17 protein-coding genes, 2 tRNA genes and 3 rRNA genes are annotated in these 21,080 nt (G+C 38.1%); 10 read left to right on the top strand and 12 right to left on the bottom strand.

Going from position 1 to position 21,080, the window contains the following annotated elements; all coding sequences use genetic code 11:
- Positions 1-28 precede the first annotated feature (28 nt).
- Positions 29-172 carry a hypothetical protein gene (locus tag LPC20_RS10240; RefSeq protein ID WP_229325085.1) on the top strand — a complete coding sequence of 48 codons (144 nt, stop codon included), beginning with the start codon at positions 29-31 and terminating at the stop codon, positions 170-172.
- A 39-nt stretch (positions 173-211) separates the two neighbouring features.
- Here the strand turns inward: LPC20_RS10240 and LPC20_RS10235 are convergent, their stop codons facing one another.
- Positions 212-853, bottom strand: a complete 642-nt coding sequence (locus LPC20_RS10235) for an endonuclease III domain-containing protein (RefSeq protein ID WP_229325083.1) — start codon at positions 851-853, stop codon at positions 212-214.
- Positions 854-911: 58 nt separating this feature from the next.
- Here LPC20_RS10235 and bcp point away from each other — a divergent pair, with 58 nt between their 5' ends.
- Positions 912-1,364, top strand: a complete 453-nt coding sequence (gene bcp / locus LPC20_RS10230) for a thioredoxin-dependent thiol peroxidase (protein ID WP_229325081.1) — start codon at positions 912-914, stop codon at positions 1,362-1,364.
- Between the two features lie 46 nt (positions 1,365-1,410).
- On the opposite strand, the gene LPC20_RS10225 is transcribed toward bcp, so the two are convergent.
- The 9 genes from LPC20_RS10225 to LPC20_RS10185 form a co-directional block, all read right to left on the bottom strand.
- A complete protein-coding gene (locus LPC20_RS10225; protein WP_229325079.1) occupies positions 1,411-2,199 on the bottom strand; it encodes a PhzF family phenazine biosynthesis protein in 789 nt (262 codons plus the stop codon).
- Positions 2,200-2,279: 80 nt separating this feature from the next.
- Positions 2,280-3,233: a transketolase family protein gene (locus tag LPC20_RS10220; protein WP_229325077.1), complete on the bottom strand. Its 954-nt coding sequence runs from the start codon at positions 3,231-3,233 to the stop codon at positions 2,280-2,282.
- A 14-nt stretch (positions 3,234-3,247) separates the two neighbouring features.
- Positions 3,248-4,096 carry a transketolase gene (locus LPC20_RS10215; protein WP_229325074.1) on the bottom strand — a complete coding sequence of 283 codons (849 nt, stop codon included), beginning with the start codon at positions 4,094-4,096 and terminating at the stop codon, positions 3,248-3,250.
- 184 nt (positions 4,097-4,280) lie between these two features.
- A complete protein-coding gene (locus LPC20_RS10210) occupies positions 4,281-4,595 on the bottom strand; it encodes a rhodanese-like domain-containing protein (RefSeq protein ID WP_229325072.1) in 315 nt (104 codons plus the stop codon).
- A gap of 5 nt (positions 4,596-4,600) precedes the next feature.
- On the bottom strand, positions 4,601-4,879 hold the full coding sequence (locus LPC20_RS10205; protein ID WP_229325070.1) for a rhodanese-like domain-containing protein: 279 nt from the start codon (positions 4,877-4,879) through the stop codon (positions 4,601-4,603).
- Positions 4,880-5,035: 156 nt separating this feature from the next.
- Complete coding sequence (locus LPC20_RS10200; protein ID WP_229325068.1) at positions 5,036-5,734, bottom strand: SGNH/GDSL hydrolase family protein; 699 nt, start codon at positions 5,732-5,734, stop codon at positions 5,036-5,038.
- 13 nt (positions 5,735-5,747) lie between these two features.
- Positions 5,748-6,635, bottom strand: coding sequence for a cysteine synthase CysM (gene cysM / locus LPC20_RS10195; protein WP_229325066.1), 888 nt, complete (start codon positions 6,633-6,635; stop codon positions 5,748-5,750).
- Position 6,636: 1 nt separating this feature from the next.
- On the bottom strand, positions 6,637-7,392 hold the full coding sequence (gene epsC, locus LPC20_RS10190) for a serine O-acetyltransferase EpsC (RefSeq protein ID WP_420827826.1): 756 nt from the start codon (positions 7,390-7,392) through the stop codon (positions 6,637-6,639).
- 197 nt (positions 7,393-7,589) lie between these two features.
- The gene (locus tag LPC20_RS10185) at positions 7,590-7,853 is read right to left on the bottom strand and encodes a DUF2752 domain-containing protein (RefSeq protein ID WP_229325063.1); all 264 of its coding nucleotides are present in this window, start codon (positions 7,851-7,853) and stop codon (positions 7,590-7,592) included.
- Between the two features lie 118 nt (positions 7,854-7,971).
- On the opposite strand from LPC20_RS10185, the gene LPC20_RS10180 reads away from it, so the two are divergent.
- Both LPC20_RS10180 and LPC20_RS10175 read left to right on the top strand, forming a co-directional pair.
- Positions 7,972-8,160, top strand: a complete 189-nt coding sequence (locus LPC20_RS10180; protein WP_229325061.1) for a hypothetical protein — start codon at positions 7,972-7,974, stop codon at positions 8,158-8,160.
- Positions 8,150-8,704, top strand: coding sequence for a Smr/MutS family protein (locus tag LPC20_RS10175; protein ID WP_229325059.1), 555 nt, complete (start codon positions 8,150-8,152; stop codon positions 8,702-8,704). Before LPC20_RS10180 ends, LPC20_RS10175 begins: the two co-directional genes overlap by 11 nt.
- Positions 8,705-8,802: 98 nt before the next feature.
- Here the strand turns inward: LPC20_RS10175 and LPC20_RS10170 are convergent, their stop codons facing one another.
- A complete protein-coding gene (locus LPC20_RS10170) occupies positions 8,803-9,765 on the bottom strand; it encodes a hypothetical protein (protein ID WP_229325057.1) in 963 nt (320 codons plus the stop codon).
- Between the two features lie 92 nt (positions 9,766-9,857).
- Here LPC20_RS10170 and LPC20_RS10165 point away from each other — a divergent pair, with 92 nt between their 5' ends.
- The 6 genes from LPC20_RS10165 to rrf all read left to right on the top strand — a co-directional run bounded on the left by LPC20_RS10165 (position 9,858) and on the right by rrf (position 17,174).
- Positions 9,858-10,982: a cysteine desulfurase family protein gene (locus LPC20_RS10165; RefSeq protein ID WP_229325055.1), complete on the top strand. Its 1,125-nt coding sequence runs from the start codon at positions 9,858-9,860 to the stop codon at positions 10,980-10,982.
- Between the two features lie 944 nt (positions 10,983-11,926).
- A 16S ribosomal RNA gene (locus tag LPC20_RS10160) occupies positions 11,927-13,440 on the top strand.
- A 129-nt stretch (positions 13,441-13,569) separates the two neighbouring features.
- Positions 13,570-13,643: transfer RNA gene (locus LPC20_RS10155), tRNA-Ile, on the top strand.
- A 103-nt stretch (positions 13,644-13,746) separates the two neighbouring features.
- Positions 13,747-13,820 (top strand) — tRNA-Ala (locus tag LPC20_RS10150).
- A 187-nt stretch (positions 13,821-14,007) separates the two neighbouring features.
- A 23S ribosomal RNA gene (locus tag LPC20_RS10145) occupies positions 14,008-16,888 on the top strand.
- Positions 16,889-17,064: 176 nt separating this feature from the next.
- Positions 17,065-17,174, top strand: a 5S ribosomal RNA gene (gene rrf, locus LPC20_RS10140).
- Together the 16S, 23S and 5S rRNA genes with 2 tRNA genes alongside form the textbook arrangement of a ribosomal RNA operon.
- A gap of 512 nt (positions 17,175-17,686) precedes the next feature.
- On the opposite strand, the gene LPC20_RS10135 is transcribed toward rrf, so the two are convergent.
- Positions 17,687-20,854, bottom strand: coding sequence for a type ISP restriction/modification enzyme (locus LPC20_RS10135; protein WP_229325053.1), 3,168 nt, complete (start codon positions 20,852-20,854; stop codon positions 17,687-17,689).
- Positions 20,855-21,080 lie beyond the last annotated feature (226 nt).

The following is a 21,080-nucleotide window of genomic DNA, read 5'->3' as shown; positions in this document are numbered from 1 at the left end:
GTTATATTTTAAATTGTAAATGTAAACTATGGCAAAAATCTACTCTAAAAAAACATTTGTTGCTCCAAAAATGAAACCAAAGAAAGAAGTTATTTCTTTCTTGTTGAACTACTCAAAAGCTTTAAAAGTTATCCAAACGGAGCAGCTTGCTTTTGAAATTATAGCTAACTAAATTAAAAACACTTTTACGAATACAATAGTAAAAGTGTTTTTACTTTTTACTAAATACGGATTTACGTCCAATAGTTTTAGTAATGATATCTTTTTCGATATCCCAACCTCTTGCAGGCGAATATTCTCTTCCGTACCAAATAATCTGTAAATGCAAATCATTCCATAATTCCTCAGGGAAAATACGTTTGGCATCTTTCTCCGTTTGTACTACATTTTTTCCGGTGGTTAAATTCCAACGGTACATCAAGCGATGAATGTGTGTGTCCACAGGAAATGCTGGTACACCAAAAGCTTGAGACATCACTACACTAGCTGTTTTGTGTCCAACAGCTGGGAGCTCTTCTAAATCTTCAAAACTTTGAGGAACTTCTCCATTGTACTTTTCAATTAGTATTTGCGATAAGCCATAAATGCCTTTAGATTTCATAGGCGATAAGCCGCAAGGACGAATGATTTCTTTAATCTCTTCTACAGTTAATTTCACCATATCGTAAGGATTATCTGCTTTTGCAAATAAAAGAGGCGTGATTTGGTTTACCCGAACATCTGTACATTGTGCTGAAAGTAAAACGGCTATTAATAAAGTGTAAGGATCTTTATGATCTAGCGGAATTGGAATTGTTGGATATAATTCTTTTAACGTATTTATAACAAATGTTACCCGTTCCTGTTTGTTCATTTTTGTACTTTTATTCCTGTAAAAATAACACAATTTGAATTATTCAACACAATTAAATATGACAACATTAAAGATTGGAGATCAAGCACCACAATTTTCTGGTGTAGATCAAGATGGGAAATCACATCAATTAACAGATTATAAAGGTAAAAAATTAGTAGTTTTCTTTTATCCAAAAGCCAATACACCAGGTTGTACAGCTGAAGCTTGTGATTTGAGAGATAATTTTGAACGTTTTCAAGCCAATAATTATGCTCTTTTGGGAGTTAGTGCTGATGCTCAGAAAGCACAGGCTAAATTCAAAGAAAAATATGATTTTCAATTTCCGCTTTTAGCTGATGAAGATAAATCAGTAATTCAAGCTTTTGGAGTTTGGGGTCCAAAGAAATTCATGGGTAAAGAATATGATGGAATTCACAGAACTACATTTGTTATTGATGAAAATGGTATTATCGAAGATGTAATTTCTGAGGTTAAAACCAAAGCACATGCTGCTCAAATATTGAAGTAAATACTTAAAGATAAAAAGGCTAAGAGTAATAATCTTAGCCTTTTTATTAGTCTATCCAGAAATGGCCCACAGAATACGTCTTGGCTTGACCGCTTATTTTTACTCGATTTCCATGGTATTCGCAATACAAATGTCCAACCCGATCTGATAGTTGGAATGCTTCTAAATTTGTTTTATTCAATTCTTTAGCCCAATAAGGTATTAAACTACAATGTGCCGATCCCGTTACTGGATCCTCAAAATGTGTAGATTGTGGTGTAAAAAATCGTGATACAAAATCAGAATTTGTCCCTTTTGCAGTTATAATTAATCCTCCTGGATCCAAGTTAATTTGGTCAATAATGGAACGATTGATATGGATGTTTTTAATATCCTCTTCCGACTCAAACACTAATACATAATCTCTTGATTTTAAAACTTCCTTAGGTTGTATACTCAATGATTGAGAAATGATTTGTGGTAATTCATCAGGTATAGGCATTCTGGAGGGGAAATCTAAGGTGTAAAACTCTCCTTCAACCGTTACTGTTAAGTCTCCACTTAATGTCTCAAATACAATGCTATTCTCTTTATGATTTAAAATAGTTTTCAATGCATGGGCAGTTGCCAAAGTAGCGTGTCCACACAAATCCATTTCGATATCAGGAGTAAACCAACGTAATTGAAATTGGTTGTCTTTCGGAATAAAAAAAGCAGTTTCAGCCACCGCATTCTCTTTTGCAATTTGCAACAAAACGGCATCAGGTAACCATTCTTGTAAGGGGACTACACAGGCTGGATTTCCACCGAAAATTTGATTGGTAAAAGCATCTATTTGGTAAAGTTCGAGTTTCATTTTAAAATTATTTGTAATTAAAAATACAAAAAAAATCCCTAGTTGATTTAACTAGGGATTTAAATATAAATAGGATTGATTTATTTTCTCTTGATCACTTTCTCAACAGCAGCAACAATAGCTTGATTGTTTAGCTTGTATTTTTCCATTAATTGCTCAGGAGTTCCTGATTCTCCAAAACTATCATTTACTGCAACAAATTCTTGAGGAGCAGGGTGGTGTAAGGCTAAGACTCTAGAAACACTTTCGCCTAAACCTCCTAAAATATTATGCTCTTCAGCAGTAACGATACATTTTGTTTTTGCCAATGATTTCAAAATCGCTTCTTCATCTAATGGTTTAATTGTATGAATGTTGATTACTTCGGCAGAAATTCCTTTAGCTTCTAAAGCCTCAGCTGCAACTAATGCTTCCCAAACTAAGTGACCTGTTGCAACAATAGTTACATCTGTACCTTCATTTAAAAGTATAGCTTTGCCAATAACAAATGGTTCGTCAGCAGGAGTAAAATTAGGTACTACTGGACGTCCAAAACGCAAGTAAGCAGGACCATGATGATCGGCTAAAGCTAATGTAGCTGCTTTCGTTTGGTTGTAATCACAAGTGTTGATTACGGTCATTCCAGGCAACATTTTCATTAATCCAATATCTTCTAATATTTGGTGAGTTGCACCATCTTCCCCAAGAGTTAATCCAGCATGTGAAGCACAAATTTTCACATTTTTATCTGCATACGCTACTGATTGACGAATTTGATCGTAAACACGTCCTGTAGAGAAACTAGCGAAAGTTCCTGTAAAAGGAATTTTACCTCCAATGGTTAATCCCGCTGCAATTCCAATCATATTGGCTTCTGCAATTCCAATTTGGAAAAAACGTTCTGGATGATTCTTTTTGAAATCGTCAAATTTTAATGATCCAATTAAGTCAGCACAAAGTGCCACAACATTTTCATTTTTTTGACCTAGTTCAGTCATTCCCGCTCCAAAACCTGAACGAGTATCTTTACTTCCTGTATTTGTATATTTCTTCATTTGTTGTGTAGTTATTAGTAATCAGCTAGTGTTGAAGTATTTTGAGCTAATGCTTGCTCTAATTGGGCATCATTTGGAGCTTTTCCATGCCAAGCATGTGTATGCATCATAAAATCAACGCCATTCCCCATTTCGGTATGCAATAAAACACAAACTGGTTTTCCTTTTCCAGTTCTAGATTTTGCATCATTCATACCCGCAATAATTGCTTCTAGATTATTTCCTTCTTTGATTTCTAGTACATCCCAATCAAAAGCTTCAAATTTAGCTTTCAAACTACCCATACACAACACTTCGTCAGTAGTACCGTCAATCTGTTTTCCATTAACGTCAATGGTAGCAATAAGGTTATCTACTTTTTTAGCAGAAGCATACATGATTGCCTCCCAGTTTTGGCCTTCTTGTAATTCACCATCTCCGTGCAGTGTGTAAACAAGATGTTTGTCATTGTTAAGTTTTTTGGCCTGAGCCGCACCAATACCAACTGATAATCCTTGTCCAAGAGAGCCAGATGCCATGCGAATACCAGGTAAGCCATCATGAGTGGTTGGGTGACCTTGCAATCTGCAATTGATTAAACGGAAAGTAGCTAATTCAGCTACAGGGAAATATCCACTTCTAGCTAAAACGCTATAAAAAACAGGAGAAATATGTCCGTTAGAAAGGAAGAAAAGATCTTCTCCAATTCCGTCCATATTAAAACCTTCTTTTCGTTCCATTAAATTTTGGTACAAGGCTACTAAAAATTCAGTACAACCTAAAGATCCTCCAGGATGACCTGAATTGACAGCGTGTACCATTCGAAGAATATCTCTTCTAACTTGGATAGTTAAATCGTTTAATTGTTGTGTGTTAGGCTTCATTTTAAGTGTAAAAGTTAAACTATTGCAAATGTAATTTTAATTTAGGGTTGCTACAAACGTTTTTATGAATTGTTCACCTTGTTTTATCAAGAATAATGGTTAATTATCAACAAAAATCTAATTGTATATTAAAAACAAAAAAAGCCTCCCAATTTGGAAAGCTTTAATTTTTGAAAAGTAGGGGTTACAATTTAGATTGTAAACTAGACCAACCGCCACCGTTATGAACCGATGTAAATCCGTTCGACTTTAAAATGCTTTTTGCAGATGCACTTCTCATACCAGAAGCACAACAGGTGATAATCGTTTTGTTTTTGTCTTTCAATTGACCTAGTTGATTGCTCAAAACATTTACTGGAATATTGATTGCACCTTTAATATGTCCGCCTGTAAACTCAGCTTTTGAACGTACGTCTATAATAATAGCACCTTGTTGTACCAACTCAGCATAATTTACAGTTGGTCCTAATCCGAAAATCTTTTTTAATAATGAGATCATATTTCTTATTTTGATTGATAGTAATTTACTTCGAGCCAAGAACCTCCATTATGGCAATCTAGCCCATGTTGAGAAAGAAAATATTGCGCTTGACCACTTCTGTTTCCTGAGGCACAACATAGTACTAAAGGAGCATTTAAACCTTTCAATTCTTCGATTCGTGCCGGTATCGTTTGTAACGGAATGTTGATTGAATTAGCAACATGTCCACCCATAAATTCTTCGTGAGAGCGCACATCTACAATAGTGCAATTCGTCTCTTTAATGATTTTCTCCAAAGTCATGCTATTAAACTTAAATAAAGTAATTTTAATTTTAATGCAAATATAGAATTTGTTGTAAACAGCTACAGTAACATTTGTTACACAAGGTTCGAATAAAGAAAAAAGCGAAACTTTAAAATTTCGCTTTTTTAATATAAATTTAATATTATACTGAAATTAACTTTTTAAAACATCATTTATTGCTTTTTCTAACAAAGGCGACATCGTTTGGTAGCCCTTCAAATTAGGATGAACACCATCCTCAGAATATTCTTTTGGAAGGCCATTTTGAGTGTCAGCCATAATGGTATGGTAATCAACATAAGGAATAGTATTTGTATTGGCATAATTAGCAATAAGCTGGTTCAATTCCACTATGGTTTGTGCCGCTTTGTCATTAGGTCTCCAATTAAAATTAGCTGCAGGTAAAACAGAACAAAGGATTACTTTTATTTTATTGGCATGAGCTAATTCAATCATCGAAATAATATTTCCCACAATTTTTTCATTGGTTGTAGGTCCTGTATTTCCAGCAATATCATTTACCCCAGCTAAGATTACCACCACATCGGGTTGTAAATTGATGACATCTTGCCTAAAACGAACCAACATCTGCGGTGTAGTTTGTCCACTAATACCTCTACCAATATAATAAGGTTTGTTACTAAAAAAATCAGACTGAATTTTCAACCAAAATTCTGTAATTGAATCCCCCATCAGAACAATCCTTTTTTCTCCAGATTTCTTTGGTTGTAAACTTTTGTTTTCTGATTCGTATTTGGATAAGTTGGCCCAATCTTGAGCGATTGATTTTTCTGTCATACCAATTAGTAATAAAAGAAGTAAATAATGTGAAACTAATTTTTTAATTTTCATTTGCTTTCAAAAGTTAATCAAATAAATCGGATGATAAATAACGATCGCCACGGTCACAAATTATTGCTACTACAACACCGGATTCTAATTGATTGGCAATTTTAATTGCTGTAGCAACAGATCCTCCGCTACTCATTCCTGCAAAAATACCTTCTTCTTTGGCAAGACGTTGAGTCATTTCTCGGGCTTCCAATTCGCTTACTTCCATTATGGTATCCACTTTTGAGGCGTCATAAATTTTTGGTAAATACTCTTGCGGCCACTTTCTAATACCGGGAATTTGCGAACCTTCACTTGGCTGAACACCAATAATTTGAATGTTGTTATTTTGTTCTTTTAAATAAGTTGAAGTACCCATAATGGTTCCGGTGGTTCCCATTGTAGCTACAAAATGAGTTACGGTTTTATTAGTATCTCTCCAAATTTCTGGACCAGTCGTTTTATAATGTGCTTTCCAATTGTCGTCATTGGCAAACTGATTGAGCATAACATAGCCACCTTCTTCCATTTTTTTTAGTGCGTAATCTCGCGAACCAATGATTCCAGTACTAGCGGGTGTTTGAGTCACTTTAGCCCCGTAAGCTAACATGGTTTGAGTGCGCTCTTTAGTCGAATTCTCAGGTAAAACCAATTCGATTTCTATGTCAAAAAGTTGAGCAATCATAGCTAAGGCAATTCCCGTATTACCACTAGTTGCTTCGATTAATTTGTCTCCTTTTTTTATTTCACCACGCTCTATTGCCGAAGCTATCATATTGTAGGCAGCGCGATCTTTTACACTCCCGCCAGGATTATTTCCTTCAAGTTTTAATAGTAACTGTACATTGGGATTTTGGATCAAATTTCTACTAATAACTAAAGGAGTGTTACCAATTAATTCGATAAGTTGCTTTGGTTCCATATTATTTTTTCTCTTTAACTTTAACTTCTGTGGTAGTGGTATTGGTCACAATTGAATTTGCTGGAATAGACTTGGTTACCCATGAATTTCCTCCAATGATACTCCCTTTTCCAATAATTGTAGTACCGCCTAAAATAGTGGCATTAGCATAAATGCAAACGTCTTCTTCGACAGTAGGATGTCGCTTTGAATTTTTCATTTCTTTCGTTATGCTCAATGCACCAAGTGTTACTCCTTGGTAAATCTTAACATTTTTTTCAATTACTGTGGTTTCTCCAATCACAATTCCAGTTGCATGATCTATAAAGAAAGGCGATGCTATTGTCGCGCCTGCATGAATATCAGTTCCTGTAATTCGGTGTGCATATTCACTCATTAAGCGCGAAAACAATAGTAAGTCTAATGCATACAATTCATGACTTAATCTATAAATTGCAATAGCATAAAAGCCTGGATAGGCCAAATATACTTCTTCCAAACTATTTGAAGCAGGATCATTTTCCAAAATATAGCGCGCATCTTGATTCAACTTTTCAAGAACAGATGGCAAGGTTGCAAGGTATTTTTCCCAAATGCTATCACACAAATCATTTGGTTTATGACAAGCTATTGAAGAGATTTCTTTGAATAGAATTTCAAGTTCAGCAATACTTTCTTCAAGCGAAGCGTTGCCATCAAACAAGGTGTAAAATAGCTTTTCTGTGAAAATCTCTGTTTTCGTTTTAATACTATAGCTAGTTGAAAAATCATTTTTCAACAGCTGTATGTTTTGTATAATCTGATTGTGTATCACAACTAATAATGGATTCTGTTATTGTGATGTAAAAGTAGTTGTTTTACTAAAGAATATTGAATAATTTCTACTGCTTTATTGGAGTAATTGTGATTTTTTATGGATTAGTTCTAAAATTGATTTAGAGTTTAGTTGGCAAAACGTAATTTTTAGTAACGTTATTAATAAAAGTGCTTGTAGTAATAACCTCCAATCATAAATAGAATAGTTATTATAGCAAATGTTAGTAGTACTGATTTATAATTTCTCTTTGTATCAATGTAGTGTAATCCAATTAAGAATATAAGAATAAGTGAAGAGTAAATAGCTGGATACATTTCAAATGCCGCTCTATAATTTCCTTGAACAAGAAGTAATAGTCCACGCTGAAAACCACAGCCCAAACACTCTATTCCAAAGAGTGTTTTACTGATACACGGAATCATTAAATTTTCTATATCCAAAGCAAATTTGTTTTTACAATTTTACAAAAAAAAACACAATGCTTGAGGAAATAATTTGATGCTATTTTAAATTGTTTACTTTTGAATAGCCAAATTATTTATGATGAAGAAAATTATTATTCCGATGATGCTTGTTGCCATTTTGATTGCCTTTTTTGAGCAACAAAAGACAGATGGAAATGTCTATATTATGGCTGGAGCCATCGTTATTTTTATGTATGGGATGATGCGTGTGAGTGCTAAAACGCCAAGTAAAAGTCAAGATAAAAACGAAGAAAATGTTCAGTAAAGGAGATGAAGTTTCAGTTTTAGACGAAGCTGTAAATGGAGTAGTGTTGTCAGTCAATGGGGGTCAAGTTACTATTGAATCTACAGACGGATTTGTGATGACATTTTTTGTCAATGAATTAATTAAGATAAACAATTCCAGTAACTTAATGAATTCTATTAGAAGTTTTAATTCAGGTGAGATAAAAAAAGAAAAAGAGATACCAAAACCACGAAGTTTTGTAAAAGAGCGTAAAGAAAAACGAGAAGTTGGCGTTCCGGAATTCGATTTACACATCGAAAAATTGGTTCCTAATAAACGCGGAATGTCTAATTATGACATCTTAACGTTGCAATCAGAAACTGCCAAGCGACATCTTGAATTTGCTATTCGAAATAGAATACCAAAAATCGTTTTTATACATGGTGTAGGTGAAGGAGTTTTGAAAGCAGAATTGGATTTTTTGTTAGGGCGATATGATAACATTTTGTTCCAAGATGCCAATTATCAAAAATATGGTTTGGGTGCAACAGAGGTGTATATAAAACAAAATACGAAACAATAATCTAAGGTTTTTAGTTTTCAATTACTAACGAAAAACGCCTGTATTTTGATTAAAATACAGGCGTTTTTTTTATGTTACTTTAGATGTATATAAAGGTCTTAATTGGTGGTAATTAATTCTCCTAATAGGTGGCTGTCGCCAAGGGTAAAATTATTACGTCCTTTTACAAGAGTTGCTTTCTTTAAAACGATACGATGGGTGAAAGAATTTAATACATTGGTAGTTGTCACCTCTATTATTCCTTTCACATTGGCAACGCCAGCCTCTGCAATCCATTCTTGACTAATAGCCGGAACTGTTGGTAGAGTGGGTGTACAAAAATAGCTTGGGGTTAATACTCCGTTAGTATATAAACGATAGGTTAGTTTATTGTTTGTGGTTCCAAGAAGTGCAGTTCGCGGACTGTTAAGTGGAGTAATTTGATTTTGAATCAAATTAGAGTCTATATTATCAAGTGTAATGGCTTCTCCGCTATTATAATTGTAGATTTGTTTTGTAGTTGTGCATTGTTCTAGAGTTTCATCGAAACCTATAGTCAATGGACTTATTACCTGGCCGTAATCTCCAAACGCAAAAGTTTCATAAACTTGGGTCCCGTTTTGTTTGGCAAATGTGATGTTTTTAAATACTATATTATGGTTGTAACCAGTAATTGATGTTCGACCTGTAGTGGCATTGGTAGTTTTTACAGCGGTAGTAGTTATATGGATTTTTCCTGCAGTAGCAATCCATTCGTCACTAACTGTTGGGGAAGAAGGTGGAATTGTTTCGCAAAACATACTACTTGAAATAGCGCCATTATAAAAGCGGTATACCACACGATTTGTACTATTGATATCTATAATTGTTGGGCTTCCTGTCGCAGTAGGTTCATTTGTGAAAGAGGTAGATGGAATTTGAATCAATAAAGCCTCTTGTCCTTTTATTTTGTATATAATTCCATTATTTGTACAACTCTGAGTCGCAACAGAATCAAAACTAATTACCTCTTGAGATAAATCTCCATCGCTGCAATTACTAAACAGAAGAGCGATTAAAATCCCAGACCATATTTTTTTCATTATTCAAAAATTTGGTTCAAAATTAGTCAAAAAATCGATATTTAATGATTGCCTTCGTACTATTTATAAAGATATTTTATAAATTTGCCTTCATGAAGAAAGTATATTTAGACAACGCATCAACCACTGCAATTCGCCCCGAAGTAATTCAAGAGATTACAAGATTAATGACTGAAGATTACGGAAATCCTTCCTCAACACATAGTTTTGGGCGGAATGCCAAAAGTGCTTTGGAACTTGCTCGTAAGTCAATTGCAAAACAACTTAATGTGGTAGGTTCAGAAATCTTTTTTACATCTTCAGGAACTGAAGCCAACAACTGGATTTTACGTTCAGCGGTAAGAGATTTACAGGTTAAGCGAATTATTACCACTAAAATAGAACATCATGCAGTATTGTATCCTGTTTTGGCTTTGCAAAATGAATTTGGCATCCAAGTTGATTTTGTAAACATTAAATCGGATGGCAGCATTGATATGACGCATTTAGCCGAATTGCTTTCTCAAGAAGTAAAAACTTTAGTGAGTTTGATGCATGTGAATAATGAAGTAGGAGTGGTTTTGGATCTAGAACGAGTTGTAACTATCTGTAAAGAACACAATGCCCTTTTTCATTCGGATACCGTTCAATCTGTTGGTAAGACGGAAATTGATTTAAAAGCTTTGCCTATTGATTTTATTTCTGCTAGTGCTCATAAGTTTCATGGTCCAAAAGGAATTGGATTTGCTTTCATTCGTAAAAACTCTGGATTACAGCCCTTGCTTTTAGGTGGTGAACAAGAAAAAGGAATGCGTGGAGGTACCGAATCGGTTTACCAAATTGCGGGAATGGCAAAAGCTTTAGAGATGGCGTATGCAAGTTTAGAGGTCGAAAGAGCGGCTATTTTAGATTTAAAGCGCTATTGTGTTAGTCAATTAGCCCAAGTATTTCCTGATTCTAAAGTTATTGGTTCAGAAAATGGTTTTTATAATATTATTAATGTTGTTCTGCCGCTTCCGGAAGACAAGGCAGCTATGTTGTTGTTTCATTTAGATATGAAAGGGATAGCTGTGTCGCGCGGAAGTGCTTGTCAGTCGGGGAGTACTAGTGCTTCTCACGTCTTAACAGAAATACTTTCGTCAGATGATTTGGCAAAGCCAAGTTTGCGCATTTCTTTTAGTCATTATAATACTAAGGAAGATGTTGATTATTTGATTGAGGTTTTGGCTGCTGTTTAGTTTATTAATTCATTCACTTCAAATTAAGCTTGTCGAATTGGGGCGTTCCCTTTCAGGTCGGGCTATCCGCTGTATCTTTTTAAAAGTGGACTTCGAGTTCCTCAGTCTCCTTTTAAAAAGGATGCCGCTTCTATCCCTAACGCGGGTACAATCTCAATAACAATTTCAATTTCAAAATTCAACATTCGTTGTTCAACTTTCCAAGTTCAATAACAATATCAAATTTCACAAAACCTTATATTTCCTTACATTTCTTATATGGTTCAAAAGAAATAGCAATATCTATAACAATTTCAATATTCAATTTCCTTCATGTTCCTTAATTTCTTAATGGTTCACAAACTTCTATGACTTATATGGTTAAAAAACCTGCGAATCTTGGGTAAATTTCAATAATACCACTTTACAACAATTGAATTCAAAAAAAATTTACTATTTACAAAACTTTAAATCAGCGAGTTAAGAAAAAGAACAAAAATAAAGTATAGAAAAGCTTGTGAGAGCGGATTTAGGTTGTACTTTTGCCCCCGCAATAAAGCAGACGTTCTTACTTCAATATTGAAAAGCAAACCAAACAAGATAAAAGAAATTTTACTTTAAAAAATTTGCTAGAGATAAAAAAGTAATTATCTTTGCCTCCCGATTAATTCGGGGCCCGAAAAGGGGACAAGTTCTTGAATATATTGAGTAAGTAAAACCAAAGTAATTTTTCTTTAAAAAACTTTTAATAATACTTGCGAGATAAAAAAGAAGTTGTACTTTTGCACCCGCTTTGAGAGATAAGCGACAAAAATTAAGACACGTTCCTAGACATATTGAATTGACAGCCGTTTTGAAAGAGATTTCAAAACAAATTAAAGAGTAATAGAATCGTAAGATTCGAAAAAGACCATTAGATCATTGTCATAATACATAGAAGTAAATTTATTTGCTTCGCATAATATACGATGAAGAGTTTGATCCTGGCTCAGGATGAACGCTAGCGGCAGGCTTAACACATGCAAGTCGAGGGGTATAGTTCTTCGGAACTAGAGACCGGCGCACGGGTGCGTAACGCGTATGCAATCTACCTTTTACAGAGGGATAGCCCAGAGAAATTTGGATTAATACCTCATAGTATGTGAGAATCGCATGGTTTTCACATTAAAGTTCCAACGGTAAAAGATGAGCATGCGTCCCATTAGCTAGATGGTAAGGTAACGGCTTACCATGGCGACGATGGGTAGGGGTCCTGAGAGGGAGATCCCCCACACTGGTACTGAGACACGGACCAGACTCCTACGGGAGGCAGCAGTGAGGAATATTGGACAATGGGCGCAAGCCTGATCCAGCCATGCCGCGTGCAGGATGACGGTCCTATGGATTGTAAACTGCTTTTGTACAGGAAGAAACACTCCCTCGTGAGGGAGCTTGACGGTACTGTAAGAATAAGGATCGGCTAACTCCGTGCCAGCAGCCGCGGTAATACGGAGGATCCAAGCGTTATCCGGAATCATTGGGTTTAAAGGGTCCGTAGGCGGTTTAATAAGTCAGTGGTGAAAGCCCATCGCTCAACGGTGGAACGGCCATTGATACTGTTAAACTTGAATTATTAGGAAGTAACTAGAATATGTAGTGTAGCGGTGAAATGCTTAGAGATTACATGGAATACCAATTGCGAAGGCAGGTTACTACTAATGGATTGACGCTGATGGACGAAAGCGTGGGTAGCGAACAGGATTAGATACCCTGGTAGTCCACGCCGTAAACGATGGATACTAGCTGTTGGGAGCAATCTCAGTGGCTAAGCGAAAGTGATAAGTATCCCACCTGGGGAGTACGTTCGCAAGAATGAAACTCAAAGGAATTGACGGGGGCCCGCACAAGCGGTGGAGCATGTGGTTTAATTCGATGATACGCGAGGAACCTTACCAAGGCTTAAATGTAGTTTGACCGTTTTGGAAACAGAACTTTCGCAAGACAAATTACAAGGTGCTGCATGGTTGTCGTCAGCTCGTGCCGTGAGGTGTCAGGTTAAGTCCTATAACGAGCGCAACCCCTGTTGTTAGTTGCCAGCGAGTCATGTCGGGAACTCTAACAAGACTGCCAGTGTAAACTGTGAGGAAGGTGGGGATGACGTCAAATCATCACGGCCCTTACGCCTTGGGCTACACACGTGCTACAATGGCCGGTACAGAGAGCAGCCACTGGGCGACCAGGAGCGAATCTACAAAACCGGTCACAGTTCGGATCGGAGTCTGCAACTCGACTCCGTGAAGCTGGAATCGCTAGTAATCGGATATCAGCCATGATCCGGTGAATACGTTCCCGGGCCTTGTACACACCGCCCGTCAAGCCATGGAAGCTGGGGGTGCCTGAAGTCGGTGACCGCAAGGAGCTGCCTAGGGTAAAACTGGTAACTAGGGCTAAGTCGTAACAAGGTAGCCGTACCGGAAGGTGCGGCTGGAACACCTCCTTTCTAGAGCTTGAATGTTAGTTGCCTTGGTAACACTTTCAAGAAAGAAGACGATAGATCGACATGGGATTGAATTTCATGATAATATTACTCTTGCTGTTAGTTCAAATAATACAAATAAGTAAAAAACAGAGTCTCGTAGCTCAGCTGGTTAGAGTACTACACTGATAATGTAGGGGTCCCCAGTTCGAGTCTGGGCGGGACTACTATTTTTTAACTTATGGAAATTTTAGAAGTTGAGTCATCCGATGGATGTTGTCTTTATCATTATACTGTCAACAGACGACTGATAACTGACAACTAAAACACGGGGGATTAGCTCAGCTGGCTAGAGCGCCTGCCTTGCACGCAGGAGGTCAACGGTTCGACTCCGTTATTCTCCACAAAAACAGTGGACAGTCCACAGGACTTAGTTATCAGTAGTAACTGAATACTAAAATCTGAATACTGCACACTAGTTTAACGTTCATTGACATATTGAGATAAGAAAATAATAAAGTAGAAAACATTTTTGCTTGTTTATCATTAGACAAGTAAAAGAAACGGCTTATTTTAATTAATAAGTTGGTACAATAAGCAAAATAAGGGCGTATGGGGGATGCCTAGGCTCTCAGAGGCGATGAAAGGCGTGATAAGCTGCGAAAAGTTACGGGGATTGGCACACACGATACGATCCGTAAATACCTGAATGGGGCAACCCACTATGTTGAAGACATAGTACACCGATAGGTGGGCAAACCCGCTGAACTGAAACATCTAAGTAGGCGGAGGAGAAGAAAACAAAAGTGATTCCGTAAGTAGTGGCGAGCGAACGCGGATTAGCCCAAACCAATGTTGTTACGGCAATGTTGGGGTTGTAGGACCACGAGATTTCTTGCACAAAGAACTAGAATCTACTGGAAAGTAGGACCGTAGAGGGTGATAGTCCCGTATAGGTAATGAGTGTAAAGGATAGTGGTATCCTGAGTAGGGCGGGGCACGTGAAACCCTGTCTGAATTTGGCGGGACCATCCGCTAAGGCTAAATACTCCTGAGAGACCGATAGTGAACCAGTACCGTGAGGGAAAGGTGAAAAGAACCGTGAATAACGGAGTGAAATAGATCCTGAAACCATACGCTTACAAGCGGTCGGAGCCCTTTCGTGGGGTGACGGCGTGCCTTTTGCATAATGAGCCTACGAGTTAACGTTGCTGGCAAGGATAAGTGGTTAAGTCACGGATCCGTAGCGAAAGCGAGTCTGAATAGGGCGCTTTAGTCAGTAGTGTTAGACGCGAAACCGTGTGATCTACCCATGGGCAGGATGAAGCTGTGGTAACACATAGTGGAGGTCCGAACCGGTTGACGTTGAAAAGTCTTCGGATGACCTGTGGGTAGGGGTGAAAGGCCAATCAAACTCGGAAATAGCTCGTACTCCCCGAAATGCATTTAGGTGCAGCGCTGGATTTAAGTTATATAGAGGTAGAGCTACTGATTGGATGCGGGGGCTTCACCGCCTACCAATTCCTGACAAACTCCGAATGCTATATAATGTTTACCAGCAGTGAGGGCTTGGGTGCTAAGGTCCAAGTCCGAGAGGGAAAGAACCCAGACCATCAGCTAAGGTCCCCAAATCTATACTAAGTTGAAAGAACGAGGTTTGTCTGCCCAGACAGCTAGGATGTTGGCTTGGAAGCAGCCATTCATTTAAAGAGTGCGTAACAGCTCACTAGTCGAGCGGACGAGCATGGATAATAATCGGGCATAAGTATAGTACCGAAGCTATGGATTTGTATTATATACAAGTGGTAGGGGAGCATTCCAGCAGGGTTGAAGGTGTATCGTAAGGTATGCTGGACTGGCTGGAAAAGAAAATGTAGGCATAAGTAACGATAATGCGGGCGAGAAACCCGCACACCGAAAGACTAAGGTTTCCACAGCTATGCTAATCAGCTGTGGGTTAGTCGGGACCTAAGGCGAACCCGAAAGGGACAGTCGATGGACAACGGGTTAATATTCCCGTACTACTTATTACTGTGATGGGGTGACGGAGTGATGAAAGCGCCGCGAACTGACGGAATAGTTCGTTGAAGTACCTACCTATAAGATCTGCAGGCAAATCCACAGATCTTGGGGAAATACGATAGTACTCGGAGACTTCGGTCAAAGAGATAGTGCGCCTAAGGGCTTCCAAGAAAAACCTCTAAACTTCAGGTAATAAGTACCCGTACCGCAAACCGACACAGGTAGTCGAGGAGAGAATCCTAAGGTGCTCGAGAGATTCATGGCTAAGGAATTAGGCAAAATAGACCTGTAACTTCGGGAGAAAGGTCGCCAGCGCAAGCTGGCCGCAGTGAAGAGGTCCAGGCGACTGTTTATCAAAAACACAGGGCTCTGCAAAATCGTAAGATGAAGTATAGGGCCTGACACCTGCCCGGTGCTGGAAGGTTAAGAGGAGATGTTATCTTCGGAGAAGCATTGAATTGAAGCCCCAGTAAACGGCGGCCGTAACTATAACGGTCCTAAGGTAGCGAAATTCCTTGTCGGGTAAGTTCCGACCTGCACGAATGGTGTAACGATCTGGACACTGTCTCAGCCATGAGCTCGGTGAAATTGTAGTAACGGTGAAGATGCCGTTTACCCGCAGTGGGACGAAAAGACCCTGTGCACCTTTACTATAGCTTAGTATTGACCTTGGATAAATGATGTGTAGGATAGGTTGGAGACTATGAAGTGGCGTCGCCAGGCGTTGTGGAGTCATTGTTGAAATACAACCCTTTGTTTATCTGAGGCCTAACCCCGCTTAAGCGGGGGACATTGCTTGGTGGGTAGTTTGACTGGGGTGGTCGCCTCCAAAAGAGTAACGGAGGCTTCTAAAGGTTCCCTCAGTACGCTTGGTAACCGTGCGTAGAGTGCAATGGCATAAGGGAGCTTGACTGAGAGACATACAGGTCGATCAGGTACGAAAGTAGAGCATAGTGATCCGGTGGTTCCGCATGGAAGGGCCATCGCTCAAAGGATAAAAGGTACGCCGGGGATAACAGGCTGATCTCCCCCAAGAGCTCATATCGACGGGGGGGTTTGGCACCTCGATGTCGGCTCGTCACATCCTGGGGCTGGAGAAGGTCCCAAGGGTTGGGCTGTTCGCCCATTAAAGTGGCACGCGAGCTGGGTTCAGAACGTCGTGAGACAGTTCGGTCTCTATCTACTGTGGGCGCAAGAAATTTGAGTGGATCTGATTCTAGTACGAGAGGACCGAATTGGACAAACCTCTAGTGTATCTGTTGTCCCGCCAGGGGCACCGCAGAGTAGCTACGTTTGGAAGGGATAAGCGCTGAAAGCATATAAGCGCGAAACCCACCACAAGATGAGATTTCTTTTAAGGGTCGTGGGAGATGACCACGTTGATAGGCTATAGATGTAAAGGCAGTAATGTCATAGTCGAGTAGTACTAATAACCCGTAAGCTTATGTACGTTTTCCCTCCTCCCTTCGAGTCACCTCAGGGGAAGGAGGGGAGAAATTTTCTAATTACTTTTCTTTATCTCAGTATGTTAAGATATTTGCAGCGAAGCTGCGTTTGAAGTTCAATGTTTAAAGTTCAAGGTTACAACCTTAAACTAAAAAAACTTGAAACCTTAAACAATAATCTTAAGGTGGTTATTGCGGCGGGGCTCACCTCTTCCCATCCCGAACAGAGTAGTTAAGCCCGCCTGCGCAGATGGTACTGCAGTTATGTGGGAGAGTATGTCGTCGCCTTTCTTTATGAAACTCCAACTTGAAAAAGTTGGAGTTTTTTTGTTTATAGGATCGACGTGTTCGCCCTAAAGGGCTCGGTTCGTCGCTTTTCTTTAATCTGAACTTGTTTCAGATTCTTTAAAAACCCTGTTTCTAACGAAACGGGGTTTTTTGTTTATACCTGAAGCCCACCGGGCTTCCTCCTCTTAATCTCAAATCTACGGGATTAATAGGAATCAAGATCAAAAGTTTTTTACCAAAATTTCATCCCTACGGGATTTAAGTCAGGTTTACCACTATTGAATCTCTTCGTAATAGGTTGATGCTATACTATCTTTTTATTAACTCCGCTAGGAGTTGCATTTTGGTAAAAACCCATAGAAAATAAAGAGAAGAAGTCCCGTAGGGACGGTATTATAGTTTGTTGAATTTTTTAAGTTACTTAACGTACGAACAAAGTAATCGTCTTATGTAAGCAATAAAAAAGTGGTAATTTCCATAGTGGAACTTACCACTTTTTTCATCTCTTGATGTATTTACTCTATCTCAATGGTATCAATCTCCTTCATCAATCGATCTGTTTCAGATAAGGCGACAATGATCTTTTGATAGTGTAAAATATCGTCAAACTCTAATTTACGGTCTTTTCTGTCTTTGAGCCATTTTTGAGCCGGTTGATAACCGCCTATGTAGAAATTCCATGCTACCTCTGGGACATTTGAAAAGTATTGAGTGTCGTTGATGTATACGCTGCCTGTCACTGCGAGGCACGAAGCAGTCTCATTTGTTGGGATTGCTTCACTATCGTTCGCAATGACAAAGCGGGGTTTTACAACTACGTTATCACCATCTTCGGGATAGCCTGTGATGTATTTTTCTACAATTGGGCTTTCTAATAAATGGATTTGTCTAATTTGCTCCCCTAGTTTGACTAGTTGCCAAAACGTGGCGGTATCTTTTGGATACGGCACTCTTGGAAAATCTATTTTTAAAAACTCTTTGTATTTTTCTCTATAGGTTGGAGAGTGTAAAACCGCATAGATGTAATCTAATAGGTCTAAAGGAGTAAAAACTGTCTCGTCACCCTGAACTCGTTTCAGGGTCTGTTGAGATGCTGAAACAAGTTCAGCATGACAAAGCTCGTGGTCTGGCACAAAATTCAATCCCAATTGCGCTGCTATTTGCTTGACAATTTCAGGGTTTAAATTGGGCGTTCGTTCTGTGGTTTGGTCAATGGTTTGTTGTCCTTTATTATCTGGGTATATGTAAAGAGGTAATATTGCGGACTGTGTCGTTCTTTCTCCACATTTAGTTTCCATTAAATTGTTTGAAATATAAAAATGATCACAGGTATTTGATTTATTACTTCTAGCAGTTACTAAACCAAAATTATTACCTTCAAGAAAATGTTTCATCACTTTATATCTTGCTCTTTCAATAATTTTCACATCATAATAAATGAATTTACTATCAAATGGTCTGTAAGAAATTTTTTTTATTAAATTAATATCTGCATTTATTGAGTAATATTCACTAACATTTTTTATTAGTTCCTCTTTTGAACTATTAATTAAAATCTCATCTTTTGAAGTGACAATTCCAATACTGTTTATTGTAAATAATTCAGATACAGAAATTCCTTTTTCATAAATATTTTGTTTTTTAATATTTCTTGAAACGAAAAAATAATTTGGTTTTGAAATATCAAGTTGATTAAAAACAATATCCTTTAATGTATTTTCAGTAAGAAAATCATATTTCATTTCTCTTTTACCATATAAATCAAAATGAAATACTTTACCTAATTCATTAACTTTTTTCTTTCCAGTCTTAATAAACAAATTTATTGAAACACCTTGCTGTATATCAAAAACGTTTACATCTACACTTCCATCAGGTGATTTCTCTTGTTTATTACTGTTACCGTGTAAATCTATGGTATAAATTTTATCGTAGGTTTTTAGCAAGTTCCAACGCATTCCACGAAAAGTAGGATTGTCTAAAAATCCGTGTGGGTTAATAAAAGCTAAAACACCACTGCCATTTTTCTCTATAAAATGCTGTCCGTAACGCAAAAACTTAACATAGTCATCGTTTATCCATTTTGGATTTCTTTCTTTTAGTTTTTCTATACCTCCAGGTTCTTTTTTGTAATCTTCCATCAGGTTCATAATCCATTTACCATTATTGGAACTTTCTCCACTATACGGCGGGTTCCCAATAATACACATCACTGGCGAATCTCTTTTGATGTGATTGGCCTCGTTGGCTTCGCTACTGAGCCAATTGGCAAACAAGGTTCCTGTATCGGGGTGGCTTTCTTCTAAACTGTTGGTTAGGTACACTCTTAATCGTTGGTTGCTGGTGGGTTTGAAACCGGTTTCGGTTAAAAGCAAATCCAATTTTAAATGTGCCATGGCATAACTTGCCATGAGTAACTCAAAACCATTAAGGCGAGGCAATAAATGGGTTTCTACATAATTGCTCCAAATGCCTTGTTGTCCTTCAAATTTTTTATGTATGTGTTTGATGGTTTCGGCTAGGAAGGTGCCTGTTCCTGTGGCTGGATCCAAAATTTGGACTTTGTGCACTTCTTGTTCTACTTTTTTGCCTTGTAGATCCACTTTGATTTTGGTTTTGCTGGTGTCAGCCAAACCTTGCGGCAAATCAAATTCGGTTTTTAAAATGTCGTCCACAGCACGAACGATAAAATTAACAACAGGTGCCGGTGTGTACCAAACGCCACGCGCTTTTCGCAATTTTGGGTCGTATTCGCTCAGGAAAGTTTCATAAAAATGGATGATCGGATCTTCCATTTTGGTGGACTTTCCGTAGTTCTTTAAAATTTCCTCTACATTGCACGCCAAGAAAATATCGACCAAACTGTCTACAATCCATTTGATACGGTCGTCAATATCGGGTCCCGCAATGTAGCCAAAGAGTTTGCGTAAAAACGGATTGGATTTCGGAATTAATTCTGCCGCTTCTTGTCGGCTAAAAGTAGGCAAAGTAGCATCATGCAAACGCGCTGCAAACATTCCGTAAGCAATGGTTTGTGCATAGACGTCTGCAAATCCTTTGGGCGTAATGTCGTGAATTAGGATTTCTTTGAAAGCTACCATTTGATCCTTTAAGGTGCTATCTTCCTGATTGCTTACATCAGTGGTCAATGCTTTTTCAATTACATCGGATAACAGTCGGGCTTTGCCCGCCATCATTTCGGCTAATTTTTTACTGCTTTTGATGGTTTGCCCAAGGTGTGAAGCAAAGTCCTTAATCAGATTGGTAAAGGTGGCAAAGTTTTCAGGCAATGGAACGATAGCTCCGTTATGTATGGAAGCAATGGCAATTTTAGTAATAAAAACACCGTCAATATATAAATGAAAATCTAAATAGTCGGTAAAAATTAAGTTGTTCAGCGACGCTTTGTAGCGGTCAAACTGTTCTTTGTTGCCTGTTTTTTTGGCTCCTTCCAAGTCTTTGTCGCCAATGTCTTTTGCTTCAATAAAACCAACAGGAATATCTCCTTTAGTCAGAATATAATCGGGTGCACCGCAGGATTGTCTTTTGGGTTCGTTCGTCGCTCTAATGTCAGGCACTAAGCTTTCTAAAAGTTGCTGCAAGTCGCCACGAAAAGTATGCTCAGTCGCATTACCCAATTGGTAGCGTTTATTGATGTTGTCGATATACTGTTCTAAAGTCATTTATGCTGGTGTCAAAGTGTACCATCCAAAGTTAGTTTTTTCTGTTGAGTTTTGGAAGGTGTGTTGGGGTTTTTGTGTTTGTCTAACATGTCGCAGCTACAAGAAGTTGGCCATGAACCAAGACCAAGCCTTTACAAATATAACTAAAACTTTAAATTAAAAAACCTTTCCTATTTCTGATAAATCCCTTGCCTCGCCATTTCTTGAAACCGCTGTTGGTGGCAGT

The organism is Flavobacterium ammonificans, assembly GCF_020886115.1.
GTDB classification, from domain to species: domain Bacteria; phylum Bacteroidota; class Bacteroidia; order Flavobacteriales; family Flavobacteriaceae; genus Flavobacterium; species Flavobacterium ammonificans.
Note: the sequence above shows the minus strand (reverse complement) of the source record. Positions and strands in the feature narration are given on the sequence as shown.